The 17,789-nt window shown below is 62.1% G+C and carries 24 protein-coding genes; 9 read left to right on the forward strand and 15 right to left on the reverse strand.

Features of this window, described 5'->3' with window-relative positions:
* Window positions 1-15 precede the first annotated feature (15 nt).
* Window positions 16-651, forward strand: a complete 636-nt coding sequence (locus U1872_RS06410) for a Mom family adenine methylcarbamoylation protein (protein ID WP_332792062.1) — start codon at window positions 16-18, stop codon at window positions 649-651.
* Here the strand turns inward: U1872_RS06410 and U1872_RS06415 are convergent.
* Complete coding sequence (locus tag U1872_RS06415) at window positions 648-1,955, reverse strand: hypothetical protein (protein WP_332792063.1); 1,308 nt, start codon at window positions 1,953-1,955, stop codon at window positions 648-650. The genes U1872_RS06410 and U1872_RS06415 overlap by 4 nt on opposite strands.
* A gap of 91 nt (window positions 1,956-2,046) precedes the next feature.
* Between U1872_RS06415 and U1872_RS06420 the strand changes: the two genes are divergently transcribed.
* From U1872_RS06420 to U1872_RS06455, 8 genes are read left to right on the forward strand one after another with little or no spacing between them, the layout of a single operon-like run.
* The gene (locus U1872_RS06420; RefSeq protein ID WP_332792064.1) at window positions 2,047-2,433 is read left to right on the forward strand and encodes a hypothetical protein; all 387 of its coding nucleotides are present in this window, start codon (window positions 2,047-2,049) and stop codon (window positions 2,431-2,433) included.
* Window positions 2,433-2,768, forward strand: coding sequence for a hypothetical protein (locus tag U1872_RS06425; RefSeq protein ID WP_332792065.1), 336 nt, complete (start codon window positions 2,433-2,435; stop codon window positions 2,766-2,768). Before U1872_RS06420 ends, U1872_RS06425 begins: the two co-directional genes overlap by 1 nt.
* Window positions 2,769-2,780: 12 nt before the next feature.
* Entirely contained in the window at window positions 2,781-3,080 is a 300-nt protein-coding gene (locus tag U1872_RS06430; protein WP_332792066.1) for a hypothetical protein, read from the forward strand.
* Window positions 3,077-3,472 (forward strand): hypothetical protein, encoded by a 396-nt coding sequence (locus U1872_RS06435; RefSeq protein WP_332792067.1) that lies wholly within the window; start codon window positions 3,077-3,079, stop codon window positions 3,470-3,472. Before U1872_RS06430 ends, U1872_RS06435 begins: the two co-directional genes overlap by 4 nt.
* Entirely contained in the window at window positions 3,469-3,669 is a 201-nt protein-coding gene (locus tag U1872_RS06440) for a hypothetical protein (RefSeq protein ID WP_332792068.1), read from the forward strand. Before U1872_RS06435 ends, U1872_RS06440 begins: the two co-directional genes overlap by 4 nt.
* Window positions 3,666-3,797, forward strand: a complete 132-nt coding sequence (locus tag U1872_RS06445; protein WP_332792069.1) for a hypothetical protein — start codon at window positions 3,666-3,668, stop codon at window positions 3,795-3,797. Before U1872_RS06440 ends, U1872_RS06445 begins: the two co-directional genes overlap by 4 nt.
* The gene (locus U1872_RS06450; protein WP_332792070.1) at window positions 3,794-4,015 is read left to right on the forward strand and encodes a hypothetical protein; all 222 of its coding nucleotides are present in this window, start codon (window positions 3,794-3,796) and stop codon (window positions 4,013-4,015) included. Before U1872_RS06445 ends, U1872_RS06450 begins: the two co-directional genes overlap by 4 nt.
* Window positions 4,012-4,488, forward strand: coding sequence for a hypothetical protein (locus tag U1872_RS06455; protein WP_332792071.1), 477 nt, complete (start codon window positions 4,012-4,014; stop codon window positions 4,486-4,488). The genes U1872_RS06450 and U1872_RS06455 overlap by 4 nt, the downstream gene beginning before the upstream one ends.
* On the opposite strand, the gene U1872_RS06460 is transcribed toward U1872_RS06455, so the two are convergent.
* The 14 genes from U1872_RS06460 to U1872_RS06525 form a co-directional block, all read right to left on the reverse strand.
* Window positions 4,469-8,689, reverse strand: coding sequence for a phage tail length tape measure family protein (locus tag U1872_RS06460; RefSeq protein WP_332792072.1), 4,221 nt, complete (start codon window positions 8,687-8,689; stop codon window positions 4,469-4,471). The genes U1872_RS06455 and U1872_RS06460 overlap by 20 nt on opposite strands.
* 1 nt (window position 8,690) lies before the next feature.
* The gene (locus U1872_RS06465; protein ID WP_332792073.1) at window positions 8,691-8,864 is read right to left on the reverse strand and encodes a hypothetical protein; all 174 of its coding nucleotides are present in this window, start codon (window positions 8,862-8,864) and stop codon (window positions 8,691-8,693) included.
* A 53-nt stretch (window positions 8,865-8,917) separates the two neighbouring features.
* Window positions 8,918-9,412 carry a phage pre-tape measure protein gene (locus U1872_RS06470; protein ID WP_332792074.1) on the reverse strand — a complete coding sequence of 165 codons (495 nt, stop codon included), beginning with the start codon at window positions 9,410-9,412 and terminating at the stop codon, window positions 8,918-8,920.
* A 15-nt stretch (window positions 9,413-9,427) separates the two neighbouring features.
* The gene (locus tag U1872_RS06475; RefSeq protein WP_332792075.1) at window positions 9,428-10,204 is read right to left on the reverse strand and encodes a phage tail tube protein; all 777 of its coding nucleotides are present in this window, start codon (window positions 10,202-10,204) and stop codon (window positions 9,428-9,430) included.
* A 50-nt stretch (window positions 10,205-10,254) separates the two neighbouring features.
* Window positions 10,255-10,836 (reverse strand): hypothetical protein, encoded by a 582-nt coding sequence (locus U1872_RS06480; protein WP_332792076.1) that lies wholly within the window; start codon window positions 10,834-10,836, stop codon window positions 10,255-10,257.
* Window positions 10,833-11,429 carry a hypothetical protein gene (locus U1872_RS06485; protein ID WP_332792077.1) on the reverse strand — a complete coding sequence of 199 codons (597 nt, stop codon included), beginning with the start codon at window positions 11,427-11,429 and terminating at the stop codon, window positions 10,833-10,835. The genes U1872_RS06480 and U1872_RS06485 overlap by 4 nt, the downstream gene beginning before the upstream one ends.
* 11 nt (window positions 11,430-11,440) lie before the next feature.
* Complete coding sequence (locus U1872_RS06490; RefSeq protein WP_332792078.1) at window positions 11,441-11,821, reverse strand: hypothetical protein; 381 nt, start codon at window positions 11,819-11,821, stop codon at window positions 11,441-11,443.
* A 3-nt stretch (window positions 11,822-11,824) separates the two neighbouring features.
* Window positions 11,825-12,118: a hypothetical protein gene (locus U1872_RS06495; RefSeq protein WP_332792079.1), complete on the reverse strand. Its 294-nt coding sequence runs from the start codon at window positions 12,116-12,118 to the stop codon at window positions 11,825-11,827.
* A gap of 58 nt (window positions 12,119-12,176) precedes the next feature.
* Window positions 12,177-13,286, reverse strand: coding sequence for a major capsid protein (locus tag U1872_RS06500; RefSeq protein ID WP_332792080.1), 1,110 nt, complete (start codon window positions 13,284-13,286; stop codon window positions 12,177-12,179).
* Window positions 13,287-13,323: 37 nt separating this feature from the next.
* The gene (locus tag U1872_RS06505; protein WP_332792081.1) at window positions 13,324-13,791 is read right to left on the reverse strand and encodes a hypothetical protein; all 468 of its coding nucleotides are present in this window, start codon (window positions 13,789-13,791) and stop codon (window positions 13,324-13,326) included.
* Window positions 13,792-13,806: 15 nt separating this feature from the next.
* On the reverse strand, window positions 13,807-15,138 hold the full coding sequence (locus U1872_RS06510) for a S49 family peptidase (protein ID WP_332792082.1): 1,332 nt from the start codon (window positions 15,136-15,138) through the stop codon (window positions 13,807-13,809).
* A complete protein-coding gene (locus U1872_RS06515) occupies window positions 15,135-16,922 on the reverse strand; it encodes a phage portal protein (RefSeq protein WP_332792083.1) in 1,788 nt (595 codons plus the stop codon). Before U1872_RS06515 ends, U1872_RS06510 begins: the two co-directional genes overlap by 4 nt.
* Window positions 16,919-17,146, reverse strand: coding sequence for a gpW family head-tail joining protein (gpW, locus tag U1872_RS06520; RefSeq protein WP_332792084.1), 228 nt, complete (start codon window positions 17,144-17,146; stop codon window positions 16,919-16,921). Before gpW ends, U1872_RS06515 begins: the two co-directional genes overlap by 4 nt.
* Window positions 17,147-17,277: 131 nt before the next feature.
* The gene (locus U1872_RS06525) at window positions 17,278-17,718 is read right to left on the reverse strand and encodes a hypothetical protein (RefSeq protein WP_332792085.1); all 441 of its coding nucleotides are present in this window, start codon (window positions 17,716-17,718) and stop codon (window positions 17,278-17,280) included.
* Window positions 17,719-17,789 lie beyond the last annotated feature (71 nt).

Raw genomic sequence — 17,789 nt, forward strand, 5'->3', positions numbered from 1 at the left:
TCGCAGGAAACCGGTATGGCACTACGGGCAGACGATTATGAGGTCCGGTTAATTCCGCAACCCGAGTGGCGAGCTGCGCGACAGTTTGTTGTCGAGCACCACTACAGTCGCGGATGCTCAAATACATCGGTGTACGCGCACGGTCTCTACCGCAAAGGCGCCAGCGAGTTGCTCGGGGTGGCGATGTGGATGCCACCTACTCGGATCGCTGCTGAGTCCGTGAACGAGCCGCAGTGGCGCAAGGTCTTAACCCTCTCGCGTCTGGCAATTCGGCCCGACGTTCCGAAAAATGGCGCCACGTTTCTGATGGGCCGTTCGATCCGGCTCATTCGCCGAGATGCTCGGTTCGTCAGTTTGGTGACATACGCCGACGATTTTATGAAGCATACGGGTGCGATCTACCACGCAGCGAATTGGACCTATGTCGGCAAAACGGCTAAATACCCTCGCTGGGAAGATAAGTCCGGAGGCCAAGTCGCAAAGCTCGCGACGAAGACCCGAACCAACGCGCAGATGCGGGCACTTGGCCACACCCTAGTCGGGACTTTCGCGAAGCATAAATTCGTCATGCATCTGAAGCAGCGCTGCGAGGGCGATCGCATCCCGGGAAGCGCGGAAGCGGCTATACTATTTTTTGCCGCCGCCTGTTAATTGAAGATCCCAGGATACTGGACGTTCACTAGGCGATCGAGCAGATCCAGAATCGGCGTGTCCCCGCCCCAGTTTTCGAATGCCCACTGCGCAGCACCGTCGTAGTCGACACCGGTTGGCGCTTCGACCACGGCGATCGGCAACGTCGTCATCGCAAGCTGGGTCTGCGCGACATCGGCTGTCAGCCACTCCAGCGTCAGATCGTCCGAGGCCAGCCGCATCACCGGCATCCAGCAGATCATCGCAACGTCGCTGGGGTTGATGTCGAACAACCACGGGGAGTCGACGGTGAGCACCGTGTCGCCGGCATTCGTCGTCATGCTTTCCACATGGCGGTAGAGCCGACGCCCATCGACCATGATGACCGCGATCGACTGGTAGACCGGGTCGTTTGAATATGCGGCGTAGGTGTCGATCCCGGCGACCCGGAATGTCGATGTCCCGCCCGCGCTGGCGACTTTCAGCGGTAGATCGTTGATCCAGGTCGGCATGAAAAATTCACGCTGTTGCCCGAAGCATCGCCAGTAGAACGATTCCAGTGCGCGGGCTTCGGGTTGCCCGTCGGCAAGGAATGTCGCCTTCACCGTCATGCTTCCGAAGTCGATGGGCCGAAACGTCTCGATCACCCCGAAGCCGACGTCCACGGTTTCGACATCCCAGTCGTGAGTCGCCGTGATGCCGCCAAGCCAGTTCGGCTTGAGCACGAACACCTCGCGGCCGTGCAGCGCGTCGACACCGCCCGAGACGGGGAACAGTCGCTCGGACGCCGGGGTGACATCGAATTTCACGTCGACCGTCGCTACCCCACTGGTCGGCAGCGAGGTTTCGATTTTCGTGGCGAGCTGGCCGACCAGTGCCGGGCGGATCAAGCTGCCGCTGCCGAACCCTGCCGGGACATCGGGCGTCACGGTGATTCCCGTTCCGGTCGCGGTCATGACGGTCAGCAACACACGCGCATCGCCGTCCGTCAGCAGCACCTGTGCATCGGCGACCAGCCACTCCGGAAGCGACGCAACTTGGATCGCGTTGCCTGGCGCCGCGCTGACCACGGCCACGCGCCGCACGGGATCTGCGAGCGCGACCGGCTGGTTCTGCCAGTTCGCCATCGACCGCCGCAGCACCAGCAGTAGGTTGCCATCGGCCATCGAAGTGAACGAGACCGACCGCCGCGGAGTGCTGCGCAGCGCCCGACGTTGCTCTTTGCCCGAGCGGCTGGTGACGATATCAGTGCGGAATGCGGATGCGATCTGCACCGAGGAAGCCCAGTTGGGCTCCAACGGCCATAGGAACGGGTTGCTGGCCATGTACGGGTATTATCACTTTTTGGTTGACTTCGAAAGCGCGAGTCACGAAGACGGTGACATTCAACTTTTGGTTGACAATTAGGAGGCCATCATGATCATGGGTTCATCGGATACCGACCGTCATCGACAGGCCGAGCACATCGAAGAAGCGTTCGATCGCATCAACCGCGCAACCGCAGATCTGCGCTGCGCGTTGTCGCTACCCCCAGAACCCCGCGGCCCCGAACTCGTCGTCGTGCGCAACCGCGCAGCAGCTATGGCGGCAGGCTTCGACGAGCATGGCCGCCATCCCGTGAACCGCGATCTAACCGCTTGGTGGCCAGATTGCGGGATGGCGGGATTGTCCTGTCGTCCGTTGCAGCGCGTCACGATCGATCGGTGCGTCTCCGACAGGACGCCGGAAGGCTCGCTGCGCATGATCCTGCGCAAGCGGCAGATGACCTACGGCCCGAGCGCCGTGTTCATGGAGATCGAGTGATGGCCGAGGCGGAAGTGGCCCGCATTGTAAAGATCGAGGTTTTCTCGATGTATGAATCATGCGAGCGCACGACGTTCTGTGTGCGGGCGATCACCGATGAAGGATTGACCAAAGAGGTCGACGGCCATCGAACCGGTAGCATCTACACCAACGGCGAAGGGCTTTCTGTTGAGGAAGCTCGGGACCGCGCACTGATTGATGCGGCGACATGGGGCGATTTTCTTGGTCTAAAGCCCGAGCCATTTATTGTGGACGACGTCGTCATAGAGCCTTCGACGCATTTCAAAACCTACGCCTACCAGTGCGCTCGCATCGCGCTCGCATCGCCGGGGTAAAGGAAACCACTAATGACCGATGAACAGCGCGCCGCCGAAGTGGTCCGCATCGCCGCAATCTTCGCGAATGGGTGCGGCAACACAATCGTCCCGCCGACCGGTCCCGAGACGTGCGAAGAGTTCCGCACGGATTTCCTGCGGCGGATGAGCAACCTGATGCTTGGGCTCGCGCACGATGCTGCGGCGGACACGCTTGAACGTGCGGTGGTCGAATATGCCGACCTGAAGCCGGATGGCCCCGAGGCGACTCGGATCGGCGTTCGGAACCTGCCTGACTGGGCTCAACCGCTTTACGAGAGGGGTCGGCTGTGACCAATCAAATTGACATCCTCCGCGTCGAACTCGCCAAGCCCGTCGAATTGGAAGGCGAGGAGCGTCAGTGGTCACGCGGCACAGGTGATGTGTTCGATCCTTGGAACGTCTTTCCGGCGCTGTACGGCAGCTACTCGTCTGACTTTGACGACATGGCGATCCTAGTGCTCGACAACATCTTAAACAATCGCTGGGGCGCCGACCACGGCGAGACGCTCGCGCACGAGATGTTTCGTGAAATGCTCTGCACGGCCGGGCTCTGCACCTATGGCACATCCCCGCGAGGCTGCTTCCCCGATTATGTCGGTGGCGAGAGCATGCGGCCGCTACTGGCTGATTTGCTGGAGAAATGGCATGACTACCGCCGCGTCGAGTGGGATTCGGAATCGTGACCGATCCTCGCAACGGTGCGCTTGCTGACCGCTGCACCGAGATCGCCGATCAGGTGGAGCCGAAATACCGCACCTACGACGACAAACTCCACCAACCCGGCTACTCCTGCACCGGCCACACGGCGAAACGGTGGCAGGCGGCTTGGGACGGGGCGTGCATCGCGCTCGGCGGCGATCCGAAGGAGTATTTGGGATGAGTGTCTATCAAGAATTGCGGGATGCAGACATCGCAGAGGCCGAGATCGAACAGAAGATCGGCGAAGGGTGGACGCTAGATATGATACGCGCCCAAGCAGTCGAAGATGGCTACCTGGAAAACGAATGAAACCCGCCATCCACTTCGTCGGGTTCCGCGGCGACGAATACCTGTCGGCCGTTCGCATCTGGGGCAAGCCGGGCTTCATCCACATGGGCAACGACACCCGGATGCGGCGCGAGATGGCAGACGGCGATATCGTGATCTACGCCAACGGGTGCGAGGCGCGGCCGGCGGAACGGAATTATCCTGACCTAAAACCCTGCGACCCGGAGAATGGGGTATGAAAAAAATCCAGATTACCAACCGTCAAATGTACTGGCTTGGCCGAGTAGCCGGCTACTATGTCAATAATGAAGGTGCTGTTGGCGGGTCGCGCGGTTGCCCTGAAAACATAAATCCAGGTCGCATTGATGGCGGTGAGGTTGCTGCGCGTCAGCTTGCAGCTAAGCGGCTGATCGTTTGGGACAAAGGTTACCGGATGACCGATCTAGGCGCCGACCAGTGGAATCTACACCACCCAGACCACCCAGTCATGGTGCATCGACTGTGGCCGACGCCCGATGCCGAACCAAAACAACAACCCACTCAGTGTCCGATACGTCCGCGGCGTGTCATTGCGCCCGTGCTCACAATTGAAGAATGGCGCCATCTGTCTGAAATATTTGATTGTGCAAATGATCCTGTAAGTGCGAGGATCTTTGAAAAGGCGGGCACGATGCTTATGCTGCTGAGAGCCCCTACCCCAGCGCAGCCTTAAACTCAGACGGGTTATTCCCGATCACCGTCAACAATGCTTCCTCGCCCGCGCGCGTGCTGAGCATCGCCTGAATCGCAGCTTCCCGGTCGAACAGGATCACGTTCTTCACGCTGCCACGGCTACCCGGAGCGGCGCTGCCGTCCCCTGCCCCGCCGCCGTTCGCCCGATGTCGCGGATCAGCCTCGGTCAACACTTCCTCGCCGCGACGCAGCACCGCTGGTACTTCGTCCGGTGCCAGCCCTGCGACACCGCCCGTGTGATAGCGCGTGACATTCGCGAACCACTCCGGACGCATGGGCCGGTCCGCACCATCACTACCGACCACGCCGCCGCTGTGGTGCAGCTTCCCAAGGAACGACGTGATCGCGCCGCCGATGCCCCCGCCGCCGTCACCCTTCGCGCCGCCGAGCAAATTGAAGATCGTCTGCTTGATGATCATCATTGCGATCTGGCGCAGGAAGTCGGCAGCGAACGACGCGAACGCATCCTTCAGCGACCCGAAAACATTCTTCCCTGCGGCGACTGACTGCGAGAATTTGTCGAACGCGGACACGACGCCGTTGGTCAGCGACATGTTGATCTGCTGCCCGGTCATCATGAACTGGGTGCCGAGCTGGTTCGACTCGTCCTTCGCGTTCTGGATCGCCTGCACCTGGGCGGTCAGCGCGTCGATCGTGGTGCCGTTCGCCGTAGCCGCAGCTTCCCCGCCTGCGATGATCGACTCGTACAACGCAATCTGCGCGTCGCGCGCGGCGTTGATCTGGTCAGTCAGCGACTGATAGGTGGCTTCGAGATCCTGCGTATCGCGCCCGGCCTGCTGCGACAGACCGATCTGCCCGCCGACAGCATCGCGCTTGGCCGACAGGTCACCCACGGGCCGGTCAACAGCATCACGCTTCGCTGCGGCAACCGCTTGGAGATGCGACGCATCGAATGCCGCGCCGACGCTCTGCTGGATGCCGACGAGCGATTCCCCGAGGTCGCGCGGATCAAGGCCGGCCAACCCTTTCTTCGCACGGTCGGCGTTGATCTTGTCGTATTCCTGCTGCTTGGCGAGGATGGCGCTCGCGATCGCCTGTTCACGCTGTGCCGCGATCAGCGCCTCGCCGCGCAGGCCGACCTGCAACCGCAACTCGGTCGTCGACAGCTTCCGCTTGGCGTTCTCGTCCTCAATCTGCGCGTTGAACTTCTGCTGTAACTCCAGTCGGTCTTCGGCGAGCTTCTCGGTGCTCTGGTCGAGTTCGAGGTTCGGCGTCTCCAGCATCGACGCTTCGCGGTTGCGCCGACCACGGTTGATGCCGCCGTTGTCGTTCCCGAGCCCACGCACGGCCGCAGCGATCTGGCTGGCGCTGCCGGTCCGCACGGCACCTAGAATCCGATCGGGCAGCGAGCCGTAATTATAGGCGATCGAGTTCAGCGCAGCCTGCTGCGTCGTGTTGAACGCGCCATAGCGATCAGCACCGACCTGGCGCTTCACCGTGTCGCTGAATTCCTTGATCCGGCGTTCGAGATCCCGCGTTGCCGAGGCCACATCAGTGGTCGACTTCGAGGTGACGCGCGTCACGGTTCCGTCGGCAGCAGTCTGCGTGTCGGAGCCGAATCCGAGGCGATAGGCATTGCGGTCCCACTTCGCCGCCGGCCGGTAACCTTCGGCGCCCATGAGCAGCGCCTTGGTCCGCGCCTCAACTGTGTTGTTCGCGCGCGCCGTCCGCTCGGCTTCGGCAGCCTGCTGTCGCTTGTAATCGGTGAGCTGCTTTTCCAACCCGACCCGTTCGCGCGCGACCACGGTCTCGGCGTAAGCATTGCGCGCGGCGTCGCTGGAACCGGGCTGCTGCGTGCCTGCCTCGATCCGGGCATCCTTGCGGATCTGGTCGATGCGCGACTGGAGCAGCTTCTCGGTGGTGATCTTGCCTTCCATGTTGGCGCGCTTTTCGGCGGCGTCAGCCAAGGCGCTGTCAGCCTTCTGCTCGTTCTGGGTCTTCGTCGATGCGGCGGTCGCGGCGGTCTGCTTCGTCAGTTCAGCCTGCTTCGCCAACAGCCGGATGCGAGCTTCGATGATGTCATTGAGGCGCTGTGCTGCGGCATTGACCACCTGGTCCTGCGCATTGTTGATGCCGCCCGCCACCGAATACGGGCGGCTCTTGTTCTTCTCATCGTACTTCAGGAATCGGCTGTAGCGCTGCTCCAGATCGGTCTGCTCGTTGTCGAGCGCCGCGGCGCCGGTCGCGCTCACCCGGTTCATGGCCGTCGCAGCGGCATTTCCAAGACGCGCGAGGTTATCGATCGCCACTTGGATCGGGGTCGAGTTCGCCAGGCCGTCAAGAAACCCCGACCATGCGCTGGTCAGGGACTGCGTCGCCTTTGCCCACTCGCCTTTCGACTTGGCTGCGATATTCTCCAGCTTCGCATGAACGATGTCGCTCGCCATCGAGACGGCGTCCTGCGCTCGCCCCTGGTCGAACAGCGCGCGGATATTCTCGAGCTGCGACGCCGTGAAGATGTTCGTGGCTTTGTCGAGTTTGACGATCGACGCGTAGCTGCCGTCGAATGCGCTCGCCAGAAGCTGCGCCGCCGCGGGGACATCGGTCCCCATGATCTGGGCCAGATGCTCGGCATCGCGGCCGAATGCCTGAATCTTATCTTGGTCGAGATTGTTCGCCAGCGCGATCCGGACGATCTTGAGCGCGTCTTCGGCCGTGACGCCAACCCGCTCCAATGCCTTCTCGGTCTCAGCGAGCCCGGCTGCGGCATACCGAGCACCATCGGCGTTGAGCGACAGCATCTCGTTGATGGTGCGCAGGTTCTGCGCCTGATCGACTGCTTCCTTGAGCGCCAGCGCTACCCCGCCGAGCAGCGTGATGAAGATCAGTGTCGCCGGATTCGTGAATGCCGCGTAGATCGCCGCCCCGACCTTCGGGAACAACTGCAGGATCTGACCACCCTGTTGCGCGACGATCTGGCCGAGATGCTGGCCACTCGCCAGACCGGTCGCGACGTCGTTGATCTGATAGCCGAGGTTGGTGAACTCGTACGGCTTGAGCCCGAACGCCGTCAGCTTCGGCTTTTCGTTCAGCGCCTTCACCGCCGATGCAGCGTTGTCGCGCAGCAGCTTCTGTGCTGCGGCCAGCTCGGTAGTGCTGAAACCGGCGGCCTTCGCGATGCCCGGCAGCTTCGCCAGCTCGGCATTCAGATGCGCCTGCACATCGGCCACCGGGTCGAGCTGCGCACGCAACCGGGCACCAGCCGCCGCCATCTGGGTGGTCTCGGCTTCTTCGGCACGCAGCGCGGCTGCACCGGCCTTCACGCGTGCCTCGAATTCAGCGTGCGCGATTGATGCCGCTCGGATGTCCTGCTCGGCTTTCGCGTTCAACGCGCTGAAAGTCGCCCCACCATTGGTTGCTGCGTCGCGGCCGTCACCAGTATTCCGAGCGATGGCGGCGCGAATCTGCGCATTCTCGGCAGCTTGGTTGAGCGCGTCCTGAGTCTTAGCCGCGGCTTCCTCGCGCGCGGCCAACGCGCTGAACGTTGCCCCTCCGTCGGTTGCCGCGGATTTCGAAACGCCCGTGAGCGCCTCGATCCGCGGCTTCACCGCAGCATTTGCCTCAGCGGCTGCTGTGTTCGCCTGGAGAGCGCGAGTCTCAGCCTCCAGTTGGAGGCGCGCTTTCCCGATCGCAGCTTCCACGGCATTCGCGGTCGAACCGATGCGCTGCATCGACGTCGCCGAGTTGCCGAGCGCATTCTCCTGCGTCGCGATCGTCGCGGCAAGCTTGGATATCTGGCCCTGCAGCCGTGTGTATTCCGCTTCGACCAGCTTCGCCTGCTCCAGCCGACCACTCTGGTCGCGGCCCGCTTCGACGATCGCGTTCGGCGAATTCAGCTTCGCCAGCGACGTTGCTGCCGCATCGGCCTGCTGCTGCAATGCCTGGAGACTGGTCTTCTGCGCAACCACGGATGCAGCCTGGCGCTCGAACGCTGCCTGCGCGGTCGTCGCGTTACCGGTGAGGCTGACATACGACTTGTCGAGGGTTGCGACCATCTTGGCGAGATCGGATACCCCGCCGCCGGTCTTGGTGGCCGACCCGGCGACCTTCTCCTGCGCGCCGAACAGCCGGTCGAGCGCGCCGCTGATGGACTCGAGCGTCTTGGTGGACTCGTCACGAGCCCGCACCAAAAGTGTGACGTCGGAATTGCGGCTTGCCACGTTATGCTTCTCCGCTGAGCCCCTTGATGAATGTGTTGAAAGCCGCGACCGCTTCCTTGCCGGCGGTCATCCCCGTGGTCGAAGTTGCCTTCTGGATGACCACTGCCGCCGTCACCAATTCACCGTTCTTCCGCTCGACCACGATCTCGGCTTCTTCCCAGACCTGCGAAATCACGTAATCCGCAGCATCCGGGTGACCGTTGGCCAGAAGCAGAGAGACCTTCGATCTCAGTCCCCAGATCCATTCGGCGAGGGTGGGAGGCTTTCGCGGGCGTCCTGGAGCATCTTCACCAGGACGCCCATGAACTTTTTTGGCGGCATGTCCGGCGTGAAAGACTGCTCACCGATCTTCTGGAGCGCATCGATCTGGACTGGCAACGGCATGTCGAGCATGAACGCGATGTCCGCCTGCCACACCGTCACGCCTTCCGGCACTTCCGGGTCGATCGGAACCTCGGTGTACGGGTCTCCGCCGGCCGCGATCGTGATGATCTCGGCCAGCAGCAACGGCGCTTCCGCGACCAGGCTCTCGCCCGTCGACGCGACGCTCGGGAGATCCACCTCCCCTGCGGCGATGCTGCGCTCGAACAACGCGGTCAGTTGGCCACGGTGCCGATGATATAGCCCGAACACCTGGTTCGGCGACAGCCCGCCCACCGCGAACGTTTGTCCATCGGAGAGCGTGACTGTCTTTTTCGGGCGAATGAGATTCTGAAAGGCCATCGGTCCCTATGTCCTTTACGAAGCGGTGTACGGCTGACCGTCGGCGTAGATCGCTGCGCGATTGGGGGCCGTCAGGATCTCGACGTTCACCGAAAGCTTCTGCCAGTCGTCCGACTTCAGGTTGAAGTCACCGTTCGGCGAGATGCGGACGTACGGCATGTAGAAGTCGATGTTGTCGCCTTCGCCGTTGTTCGCGACGAACCGCAGCGCGGCCTTGATCTGAGTCGTTCCCGAGATCACCTGAGTACGGTTCACAGCGCCGCGGGTGTATGCGACGCTGATCGAGTCACCGTCGATCACGGCACCGCCCGCGATGAAGGCCACGGTGCCGCGCGCAGCATCCAGCGTATAGTCGACGTTGGCGACCAGGGGCGTGGACGCCTTGGTGACGGTCACGGCGGTGAGCGCGCGCACGCCCGTCGGTGTCAGATCGGTGATACCGAGCACGTAGTTGTAGCCGGCCTTCACGGGGCTGAGCACCTCGGTAGTCGAGCTACCGGACGTCTGGGTGATAATGCCGGACGAGCCGAGGAAGAACAGGGCCATATTGTCGACATTGATGTCATCGAACGTGAGGGTCGCCTTGTCCTCGACCTGAAGGATAACCGACTTGTCCTTCGTCTTGATCGGACCGTCCGAGTTCCAGTGCTGGAGCGTGGTGCTGGTGCTGTTCAACGCAAAGTCGGGCGTGTTTCCGGTGTATCGGAAGCCCTCGGGGATGAACGTACCGGTCTTGAAGCGGCTGAGTTCGACCTTGCCGCGGCCGAGAGTCTGGTTTCCGATTGCCGTCATGCCAATTCAACTCCTTGTTGACTTATTGGATTTGGTCACCTTATAGTTGATTATGGCGACAAATGATAGGCGTACGGATCGGCTGCGTAATCGAAGATGCGCAGCGTGATAGTTAGCCAGAAATACGCCTTGCCCGAGACATCATCGGCAGGGCGAACGACGCCAGGGCCAACGTGAATTTCGGTCACGCGGTTCTTCCCGGTGCCAAGCCCGAGCACATCCGGGGTGGTGGGATCGTTGGGCAATTTCCGCGCCCGCTCGGCGACCAGTTTACGGCGTACATCGGCGAGCAGGAGATACGCGGGGTCGGTCGGATGGAGCGGCGCGTCTTCGACGAAACCTTGCACCAGCAGTGTCCAGTTATAGTCCGTGCCCTGCGTGTTGATCATGGGCGGCTCGGACGCAGTATCGTCGCCGGGTGCCGTGCCTTCCAGCACTGAGATCATCGGAAGGGGATCGTCGGCACCGAACCATGCGCGCCCCCTGAACACGCGCTCCATGGCCACCCCTTCGCCGTCGGTGAAGTCGGCCAAGTCGCTGACGAACCCGTTAGCGGGCGTCACCGCTTTGATGATTTCGGTCAGCCGGTACAGCACGGCCAGTTTGAACGGACGCTGTGCGGGATCGGTCATGGAAGATCCAATTTCAGGAGGCGTTGAAACTCTTGGGCAAGGAAAGCTTCGGTGTCGGGAAGCACGTCTTCGGCTACTGTGGACAGCACCTGATCGACGCTCGGGCCGAACAACAGCGTCAAACCGCCTTTCAGCTTCACCATCTTGATCTTGTTGTGCAGCACTTCGCCAGGCTTCAACCGGATCGCGAGACCGAGGTTCGCTTTCGTCTCGGTCAACTGCGATCCCTGTGGCAGCCGGATCACGAATGCGCGCTTCATATATTTCGCGAAACCGGGTGCGACCTGGACGCGGACACCGGCCTTCCCTGGAGTGGGGTTGCCGACCACGAACCGTGCGAGACTGGTTGGTCGAAAGCGACCGGTGATTCCGCGCTCCAGATGGTCGGCCGACGCTGGGCCGCCCAGTTCGAGCTTGCCGTTCTGACCGGTCAGATACTGAGCGTTCCAGTTGACCTGCTCACGCATAAGCCGCGACGATGCGGTGCGTGCTCGCTCCGTCGTCCGGTTCACTGCTCGGTAGGCCGCAGTGATCACGGACTTCGGCAGAGTCTCCATGGTCCGCAGCACCGAAATACCTTCGACCGCAACCACGTAGGAGTCACTCACAGCGGCACCGGCAATACGACTGCCTCATCAGTGGTGAGCGGGATCACACGCGCGGTCTGATAGCCCAAGTCGACGGGGTACAGGAATTCGAGGCGGTAGGCCTCGCCGGCCGCAACCGAGACGATCGCCAGCCGCCGCGGTGCGAAGCCCTGCGACAGATCGAACCGCAACCGGTCTTCGCTGATCACCATCTGCGCAGCGCCAGCATAACCCTGCAGATGGCCCTCTGCGATATCTTCGTGTTCGCGCTTCCGCCAGACCCGCACAGTGCATGGCACCGGAGTCGCGTTTGGCGCGGGAATATAGAGCGCGGGGACCGACATCTCGCGATGAAGGTCCCCGCGCATCCGCCGCTTGATGTCACGCAAGCGGCTCATCGCTCAGCCGAACTCGTCGGTCTTAGCCGATGCTTCGATCTTGTCGAACAGCGCACGATCGCTCTCGTCGAGTTCGACCACGGCTTCGAGCGCGAACAGTTCCTTGCGCTGCTTGATCGTTGCGGGGCGGAACATCACGCCCGGCTCGATCTTGCCGTCGATACGGTAGACCGCCTTGACCGGTTCGGCCTTGCTGTCAGCGCCGACCGCGGCATCGACTTCAGGCGTCGCGGCGACGGGAGCTGCGGCGGGCTTCTTCAGTTCCGGAATTTCCGGCTTCACGTCTGCATTTGCCATGACATAGTCACCTTCTGGTTGATCCGCCGGACACAGGCCGTCCGGCGGATCGGGTCAGTTACGCTACTCGGGCCGTGAGCTTGTAGGTCGCGTTCGGGTTGATGGGCACGAACAGCGGCGCCGATTCCGCCGACATGTTCTCAACCTTGACGCGCTCCCCGGTGAGGTAATTCTTCGGGAAGATCGGGATCGCCTGATACGCCGCGTCGCGATCAACGATCATGCCGAAGCACTCGTAGCCGTTGATCGCCTGCGGGGTGGAGGTGAACACCGCGTCGTAGTCGCCCACGTAGCGGATCTGCGCGCCGCCGACATCGTAGGTCTCATTGTTGACCCACATCTCGATCGACTGACCGCCTGCGCCGCCGATCAGCAACGTGCCGATCTTGTAGACCTTGCCGCCACCCGGTGCACCGCTGATGATGCCGCGCTCGACCACCACGGTTGCGCCCGCGATGTTCTTGTCCAGATGCGACAGGATTTCGGCATCCTTGCGCACGATGGTGCCGAGCAGGCCGCCCATCGTGATGCAGGTCGGCATGCCGCCGAACGACGCATTGTTCATCGTGTCGACGATCGACTGGAACTTGTCGAGAATCGACACGCCCGCATCACCGAAATAGTTGCCTGCCGTGAGCACTTCGGTATGACCCGCAGCCCGCTGGAAATCGACCAGGACCGAAGTGCCGTCGAGGTAGGTGACCTGCACCTTGCCATCAATGATCGCCTTGGCTTTCATCCATTCCCAGCGGCGCTCGACAGCAGTCATGAACTCGCCCATCATCTGCGCCTTGATGAGTTCGAGGCGCTGCATCGGGCTCAACGTGCCCATGCGGATCGACGACTCCCCGATGCCGGGCTGGAACGTCAGCGGGCGTAGCGGATCGACTGCGTCCTCGACGACCACGTTGGCCGGCTTGAAACGGAAGCCCGTCTGCTTGTCGGTGAACATGCCATGGCCGCGCCCCATCGGTTTCACGAACGGTGCGAGCGTGCGGCTGCGGATCGGCAGCTTCTCGAAATCGATCCACTCGGTGTCCGAGCGCATCTGGTTGATGAAGAACTGACCGAAGTACCAGTCTTCAGGCTTCTCATCACGGATGGGAGCCTGAAGCATCTTGGTCGTCGACCAGGGTTCGAACGGATTGGCGGTTGCGTACGTCGTCACGGGCGGTTTTCCTTATTCCTGAGAGGGCTGGAGACGATCAGACCGTGCCGAGACGCTTGCGGAACAGCAGCATCGCGTTGCCGAGCACACCGGCCCACGTGGTCTTCTTGGCGAGCGTATCGAACGACGCATCCCAGACCAGCGGGCTGTCGGTGCCGGCGTCGTCCGAGCCCGCGTTGAAGCAGCCGGTCAGCGTCATCTCACCGTAGATTGTGGTGTTTGCGGCGCCCGAAGTAGCCGGCTGCATGAGCACACCGATCGGGACGACGGCGTTTGCAACAGTCGCGTTGTAGGTCGCAAGCACCAGCTTGCCACCCGACAGACCGACGACCGCGAACTGCGGCAGGGTCAGCGAGTCGCCGAGCAGGACGCGACGCGGCTGCTGGATGGCAGGCTCAGCGCCGGCCACCAAGTTGGAGTCGATGAACGTGTCCATCACCTCAAAGGCGGGGACACCGTGAACAGCCGAACTGGCGTTCGCGTAGGACTTGTTGAGAATGCCCATGGTGTTGGTGTCTCCTTACTTCGAGGTCGGGCGGGTGAAGCCCTTGAGGCCGAGTCCAGCGCCGAGGTTGTGCAGCGCCTTGATGCCCTCGGGGTCATCCTTATCGGCGGCGGCTGCGGCTTCGGCGCCAAGATCGGGGTTACCGTCGGCCATGGCGTTTTCGAACGCCGTGCCACCTGCCGCTGCGGCGGGGGCTGCGGGAGCAGCCGCAGATTCGGCGGGAAGGTCCGCGAGGAATGCCTTGGCTTCGTCGGCCGACATGCCCGTCTTCAGGGCTGCAGAGAGAGCTGCCTTCGGACGCGCCTTGCCTTCGTCGCTGGCGAGGATCGCGTTGATGCGCGCGGTTGCCGAAGCGGCGCCTTCGGCGACACCTTCCGCACGGGCGGTGGACACAGCGGTATCGTGGACGGCCTGATCGACCGTCGAAGCGGCAGGTGCTGCCATTTCGTCTTCTCCTTGGGGTTCGGACTGGTCGTCCAGGAAATCCGCGTAAGCGGAGGTGGCGTCTTCCAGGGTGCCGATGCTGTCGGCGAGCCCGTTGGACGTCGCTTGCAGGGCCGTGTAACAGTGCGCCTTCAGGTCATTCCTGATGACGGACTCCGACAAGCCCCGACTCCGCGCCACTGTGGCGACGAAGATATTGTTCATCTCGTCGATACGAGTCTGAATGCGGTCTTTCGCGTCCTGCGAGAGCGGCTGCATCGAGCTGCCCTCGACTTTCGACGGGTCGCTGGCGATGAAGGTCACCTTCACGCCGGACTTCTCCATCGCGCCGCTGTAATCGAAATGCGTGGTCACGGTGCCGATCGAACCGACACCGCCTGTCCGGCTGACTGCGATGTGGTCGCCCACGGTCGCCCAGCCGTATGCCGCCGAGTACGCAGACTCGTGGGCGAACGATCGAACCGGAACCCCGGTCTGATCCTTGAGTGCTACGGCCTTGTCGATCGCGTCCCAGCAGCCGGCGACATAGCCGCCACAGGAATCGATGATGAGCGCGATGCCCTTGATCTCGCCGATCGCGAAATCTGCACAGCCGCGCTTGAACGCCTGCCAGATATAATCGTAGCCGGTCGCCCAGTCGTAGAGCTGGTAAGCGAAATTGTTGAGCAGCACGCCCTTGATCGGGATCTGCAAGATGCCGTCGGTCACGACATACGGGCGGCACCAGCCGCTGTCCTCAGCCCAGAAGTCATCCGCGCTCGCGAACAATTCGCCACTCAACATCTCGCTGGCACGTGGGTGTGCCATCACGGAATTCAGATTCGACTCGAACCGGGCTGCCATCGACGGTTCGACCAGGGCGGGCTGATCTGCGAACAGCGCGATGAGAGGATTCAGGGTCATTTCTTGGCGACCTTTTTCGAGGGTTCCGGCGCAGGCGTGGCGTCGTGCGCAGCCATCGCGGCGGCATTCGCGGCCATGACGCTCGGATCGGAGGTGACGAAGAACAGACCCAGCGACTCGCGGAGCGCCTGCTCGCGCTTGAGCTGGCGGTAAACCTTCCGCCAATCCTTCCCGAGACGCGCGAGTTCTTCCTCGGCAGTCGACAGACCCGAGTTGATGCGCAGCACAGCGGCCTGCGTTTCCTTGTACTCGTCGATCTGGCCGCGCGACGCGCCGATCCAGTCGCAGCGCGTCAGGGCGTCAAACGCCAGATTGAGCTGCCCGTATTTCTGACCGCGCTTCGGGGCATTGTAGATCTGGATGCCGCGCGCCGTCTCGATCTGACCGGCGTTCATGGCTTCTTCCAGCCACAGCCGATACATCGACGACGCAAACCGATCGGCGATCAGCTTCTTGCGCGCCTGCATGAACTTCCACGTCTCGGTCATGGCAGCACGCGCGGACGAGTAGTTCGTGTTCGTGTAGTCGCGCGAAAGCTGCTCGTAGCTGACGCCCATCGACGCGGCCATGTAGCGCAGGAGCGACTGCTCGAACTCGGAACCGAGCGGCCCGCCGCTGCCTGGCGTCAGCAGGTCCAGCTTCTCGCCGGGATACAGACGCGGGATCTTGACGCCGTCGATCTGAAGCCCGCGCTTCCCGCCGGCATATTGCGCGACACTGCCGAGGTAGCCTTCGGCGTATGCGGTGATCAGTTCCTGCGCCTTGTCTGCCGTGATCTGACCGCCACCGAGCGCCGCCATGACGCCTTCGTCGGGCATGTCCGACGTGATGGCCGCCGCGTACATCGACTGAGTGATCGCGTGCTGCACGTTGATGTCGCGCATCGTGTGCGTGAGCTTCATTTCCTTGAGCGCCGCAGCCATCTCGGTGACGCCGCGCGTCTGCTCGGGACGCACGGTCTCGAACAGATGGATCATCTGCATCCGGCCCCAAGGCTTCCGGATCGGCACTTCGGTCCAGGCCGGGAGACCCCAGCGCATCGGACCGAAGTCGTTCAGTTGGTGCGTGCGGACCTGATACGCCTGCGGGGCGCCGCGCTGGTTGAAGCGGACACCTGCCCGAATATTCGGGTCCATCATCGACGCGGGTTCATCCTGCCGCGTGCTGAGACGATCGAGTTCGATCATCTGGATCGCGGTGTTGAACGGTGCGCCGTCGTCGGTCACCCATTCGACCGAGGCCAGCATTTCGCCGGCCATCAGGTGAATGCCGACACCCATGCGAACGTGCGCAGTGAAATTGTTTTGCCGCGCGGCATCAATCCAGTTGTCGGGGGAGTCGGAGTAAAGCTCCCACTTTTCCTCGACTTCTTCTTGGAACTCTTCTTCCCAGACATCGTCGAGCTTGCCGAACACCGACCGCGATGCGGGACGCGCGTTCAGCAGGTAGTGGGCGCCGACGATGTTGTCTTTGTGGAGGTTCGCGCCGCCCTGGACATACGCGTCGTTGCGCATCATGTCGCGCGAACGGCTATCCAGCGTCTGCTTAGCCGGCAGCACATCGGCGTCGACCGACTGCAGCGGCGGTGACCACAGCGCGATCGCGTGGTTGAGACGATCGGCACCCTCGAAGGCACCCCAGCCGCGATACCGATTATCCTGCGTGGAGGCCATTTCACCCCCCGATGTGATGGGGACCGTCACCACACCGGAGGGCGCTCCGCTCAGCAGAGGCGCGAAATCATCAGCGACCGCCGGCATCAGCGCCGCGAAATCATCGCTCACAGGAAGATACGCAGCGGCGCGCGCGACGTCGCGCGGCAACCCGTCAAGGCCGCGATCTGGGCCTTTAGATCCTCAATGTATTGGAGCAGTTTCGACGCGTCGGCCTTGAGATAGGAGACGAACTCGCCATTGCTGTCGCGGAACTGCACGACCGTCTTGCCGATCATCAGATCGTGGTATGCCGCTTGTGCTTCGGAAAGCTGATTGGTGAGCGACAATGCCATGAACGGGCAATGCCACAGAATCAGCTTATAATCAACTAATGGGTGATTTGCATATAGTTGTCAACGTTAGGTTGAAAAAAGGCCCCGAGTTTCCTCGGAGGCCTTTGTTTTATTCACGACGATCACCGACGTCACCCGACAGCGGCGTCTTCGGGCTTGCCGCCGAGCTTCGCGATATCGGCAAGCGTGGCATCAATTGAAGCCTGCGCCGCCGTGATTTCACGCTCACGGTCGGAAACGACTGCACGGTGATAGCCAATCTGCTGTTCGAGATACGCAATCTCGCCGAGCCGATTATGCCTACTGTGCTCAGCCTCTTGCAGCGTGGCGCGGCGATCGCGCAGCAGGTTGCGGAGCATCGTGACAGAATCGCTCTCGGAACTCGGCATCGGTGCGGCCGGTGCGGCTGGGACGGCGAGACGCGGGATGCCGGGCGACGGCCATGCGACATCGGGATAAACACCGGCAGCGTTCTTTCGGTCACCTCGCGCGACGCTGTAGGGGTAGCTGCCGAAATCGAGCATAAATTTCGGCCGAGGCATGTCGATTTTGATGTCTGGTAAAAATCCCACTGGAATGTCCCTTTCCTTGCGTTGCGATTCATTGAATACTAACGGCTCGTATTATTGTCAACTGGTGGTTG

This window comes from Parasphingomonas frigoris, assembly GCF_036663815.1.
Classification (GTDB): Bacteria; Pseudomonadota; Alphaproteobacteria; order Sphingomonadales; family Sphingomonadaceae; genus Sphingomonas.

What these genes read in the sequence shown, in the direction of transcription:
- U1872_RS06430 (WP_332792066.1), top strand. Translation starts at nt 2,781, where the DNA reads ATGACCGATGAACAGCGCGCCGCCGAAGTGGTCCGCATCGCCGCAATC.
- U1872_RS06455 (WP_332792071.1), top strand. Translation starts at nt 4,012, where the DNA reads ATGAAAAAAATCCAGATTACCAACCGTCAAATGTACTGGCTTGGCCGA.
- U1872_RS06470 (WP_332792074.1), bottom strand. Translation starts at nt 9,412, where the DNA reads ATGGCCTTTCAGAATCTCATTCGCCCGAAAAAGACAGTCACGCTCTCC.
- U1872_RS06475 (WP_332792075.1), bottom strand. Translation starts at nt 10,204, where the DNA reads ATGACGGCAATCGGAAACCAGACTCTCGGCCGCGGCAAGGTCGAACTC.
- U1872_RS06445 (WP_332792069.1), top strand. Translation starts at nt 3,666, where the DNA reads ATGAGTGTCTATCAAGAATTGCGGGATGCAGACATCGCAGAGGCCGAG.
- U1872_RS06505 (WP_332792081.1), bottom strand. Translation starts at nt 13,791, where the DNA reads ATGGGCATTCTCAACAAGTCCTACGCGAACGCCAGTTCGGCTGTTCAC.
- U1872_RS06425 (WP_332792065.1), top strand. Translation starts at nt 2,433, where the DNA reads ATGGCCGAGGCGGAAGTGGCCCGCATTGTAAAGATCGAGGTTTTCTCG.
- U1872_RS06490 (WP_332792078.1), bottom strand. Translation starts at nt 11,821, where the DNA reads ATGAGCCGCTTGCGTGACATCAAGCGGCGGATGCGCGGGGACCTTCAT.
- U1872_RS06450 (WP_332792070.1), top strand. Translation starts at nt 3,794, where the DNA reads ATGAAACCCGCCATCCACTTCGTCGGGTTCCGCGGCGACGAATACCTG.
- U1872_RS06480 (WP_332792076.1), bottom strand. Translation starts at nt 10,836, where the DNA reads ATGACCGATCCCGCACAGCGTCCGTTCAAACTGGCCGTGCTGTACCGG.
- U1872_RS06510 (WP_332792082.1), bottom strand. Translation starts at nt 15,138, where the DNA reads ATGACCCTGAATCCTCTCATCGCGCTGTTCGCAGATCAGCCCGCCCTG.
- U1872_RS06495 (WP_332792079.1), bottom strand. Translation starts at nt 12,118, where the DNA reads ATGGCAAATGCAGACGTGAAGCCGGAAATTCCGGAACTGAAGAAGCCC.
- U1872_RS06420 (WP_332792064.1), top strand. Translation starts at nt 2,047, where the DNA reads ATGATCATGGGTTCATCGGATACCGACCGTCATCGACAGGCCGAGCAC.
- U1872_RS06415 (WP_332792063.1), bottom strand. Translation starts at nt 1,955, where the DNA reads ATGGCCAGCAACCCGTTCCTATGGCCGTTGGAGCCCAACTGGGCTTCC.
- gpW (WP_332792084.1), bottom strand. Translation starts at nt 17,146, where the DNA reads ATGGCATTGTCGCTCACCAATCAGCTTTCCGAAGCACAAGCGGCATAC.
- U1872_RS06410 (WP_332792062.1), top strand. Translation starts at nt 16, where the DNA reads ATGGCACTACGGGCAGACGATTATGAGGTCCGGTTAATTCCGCAACCC.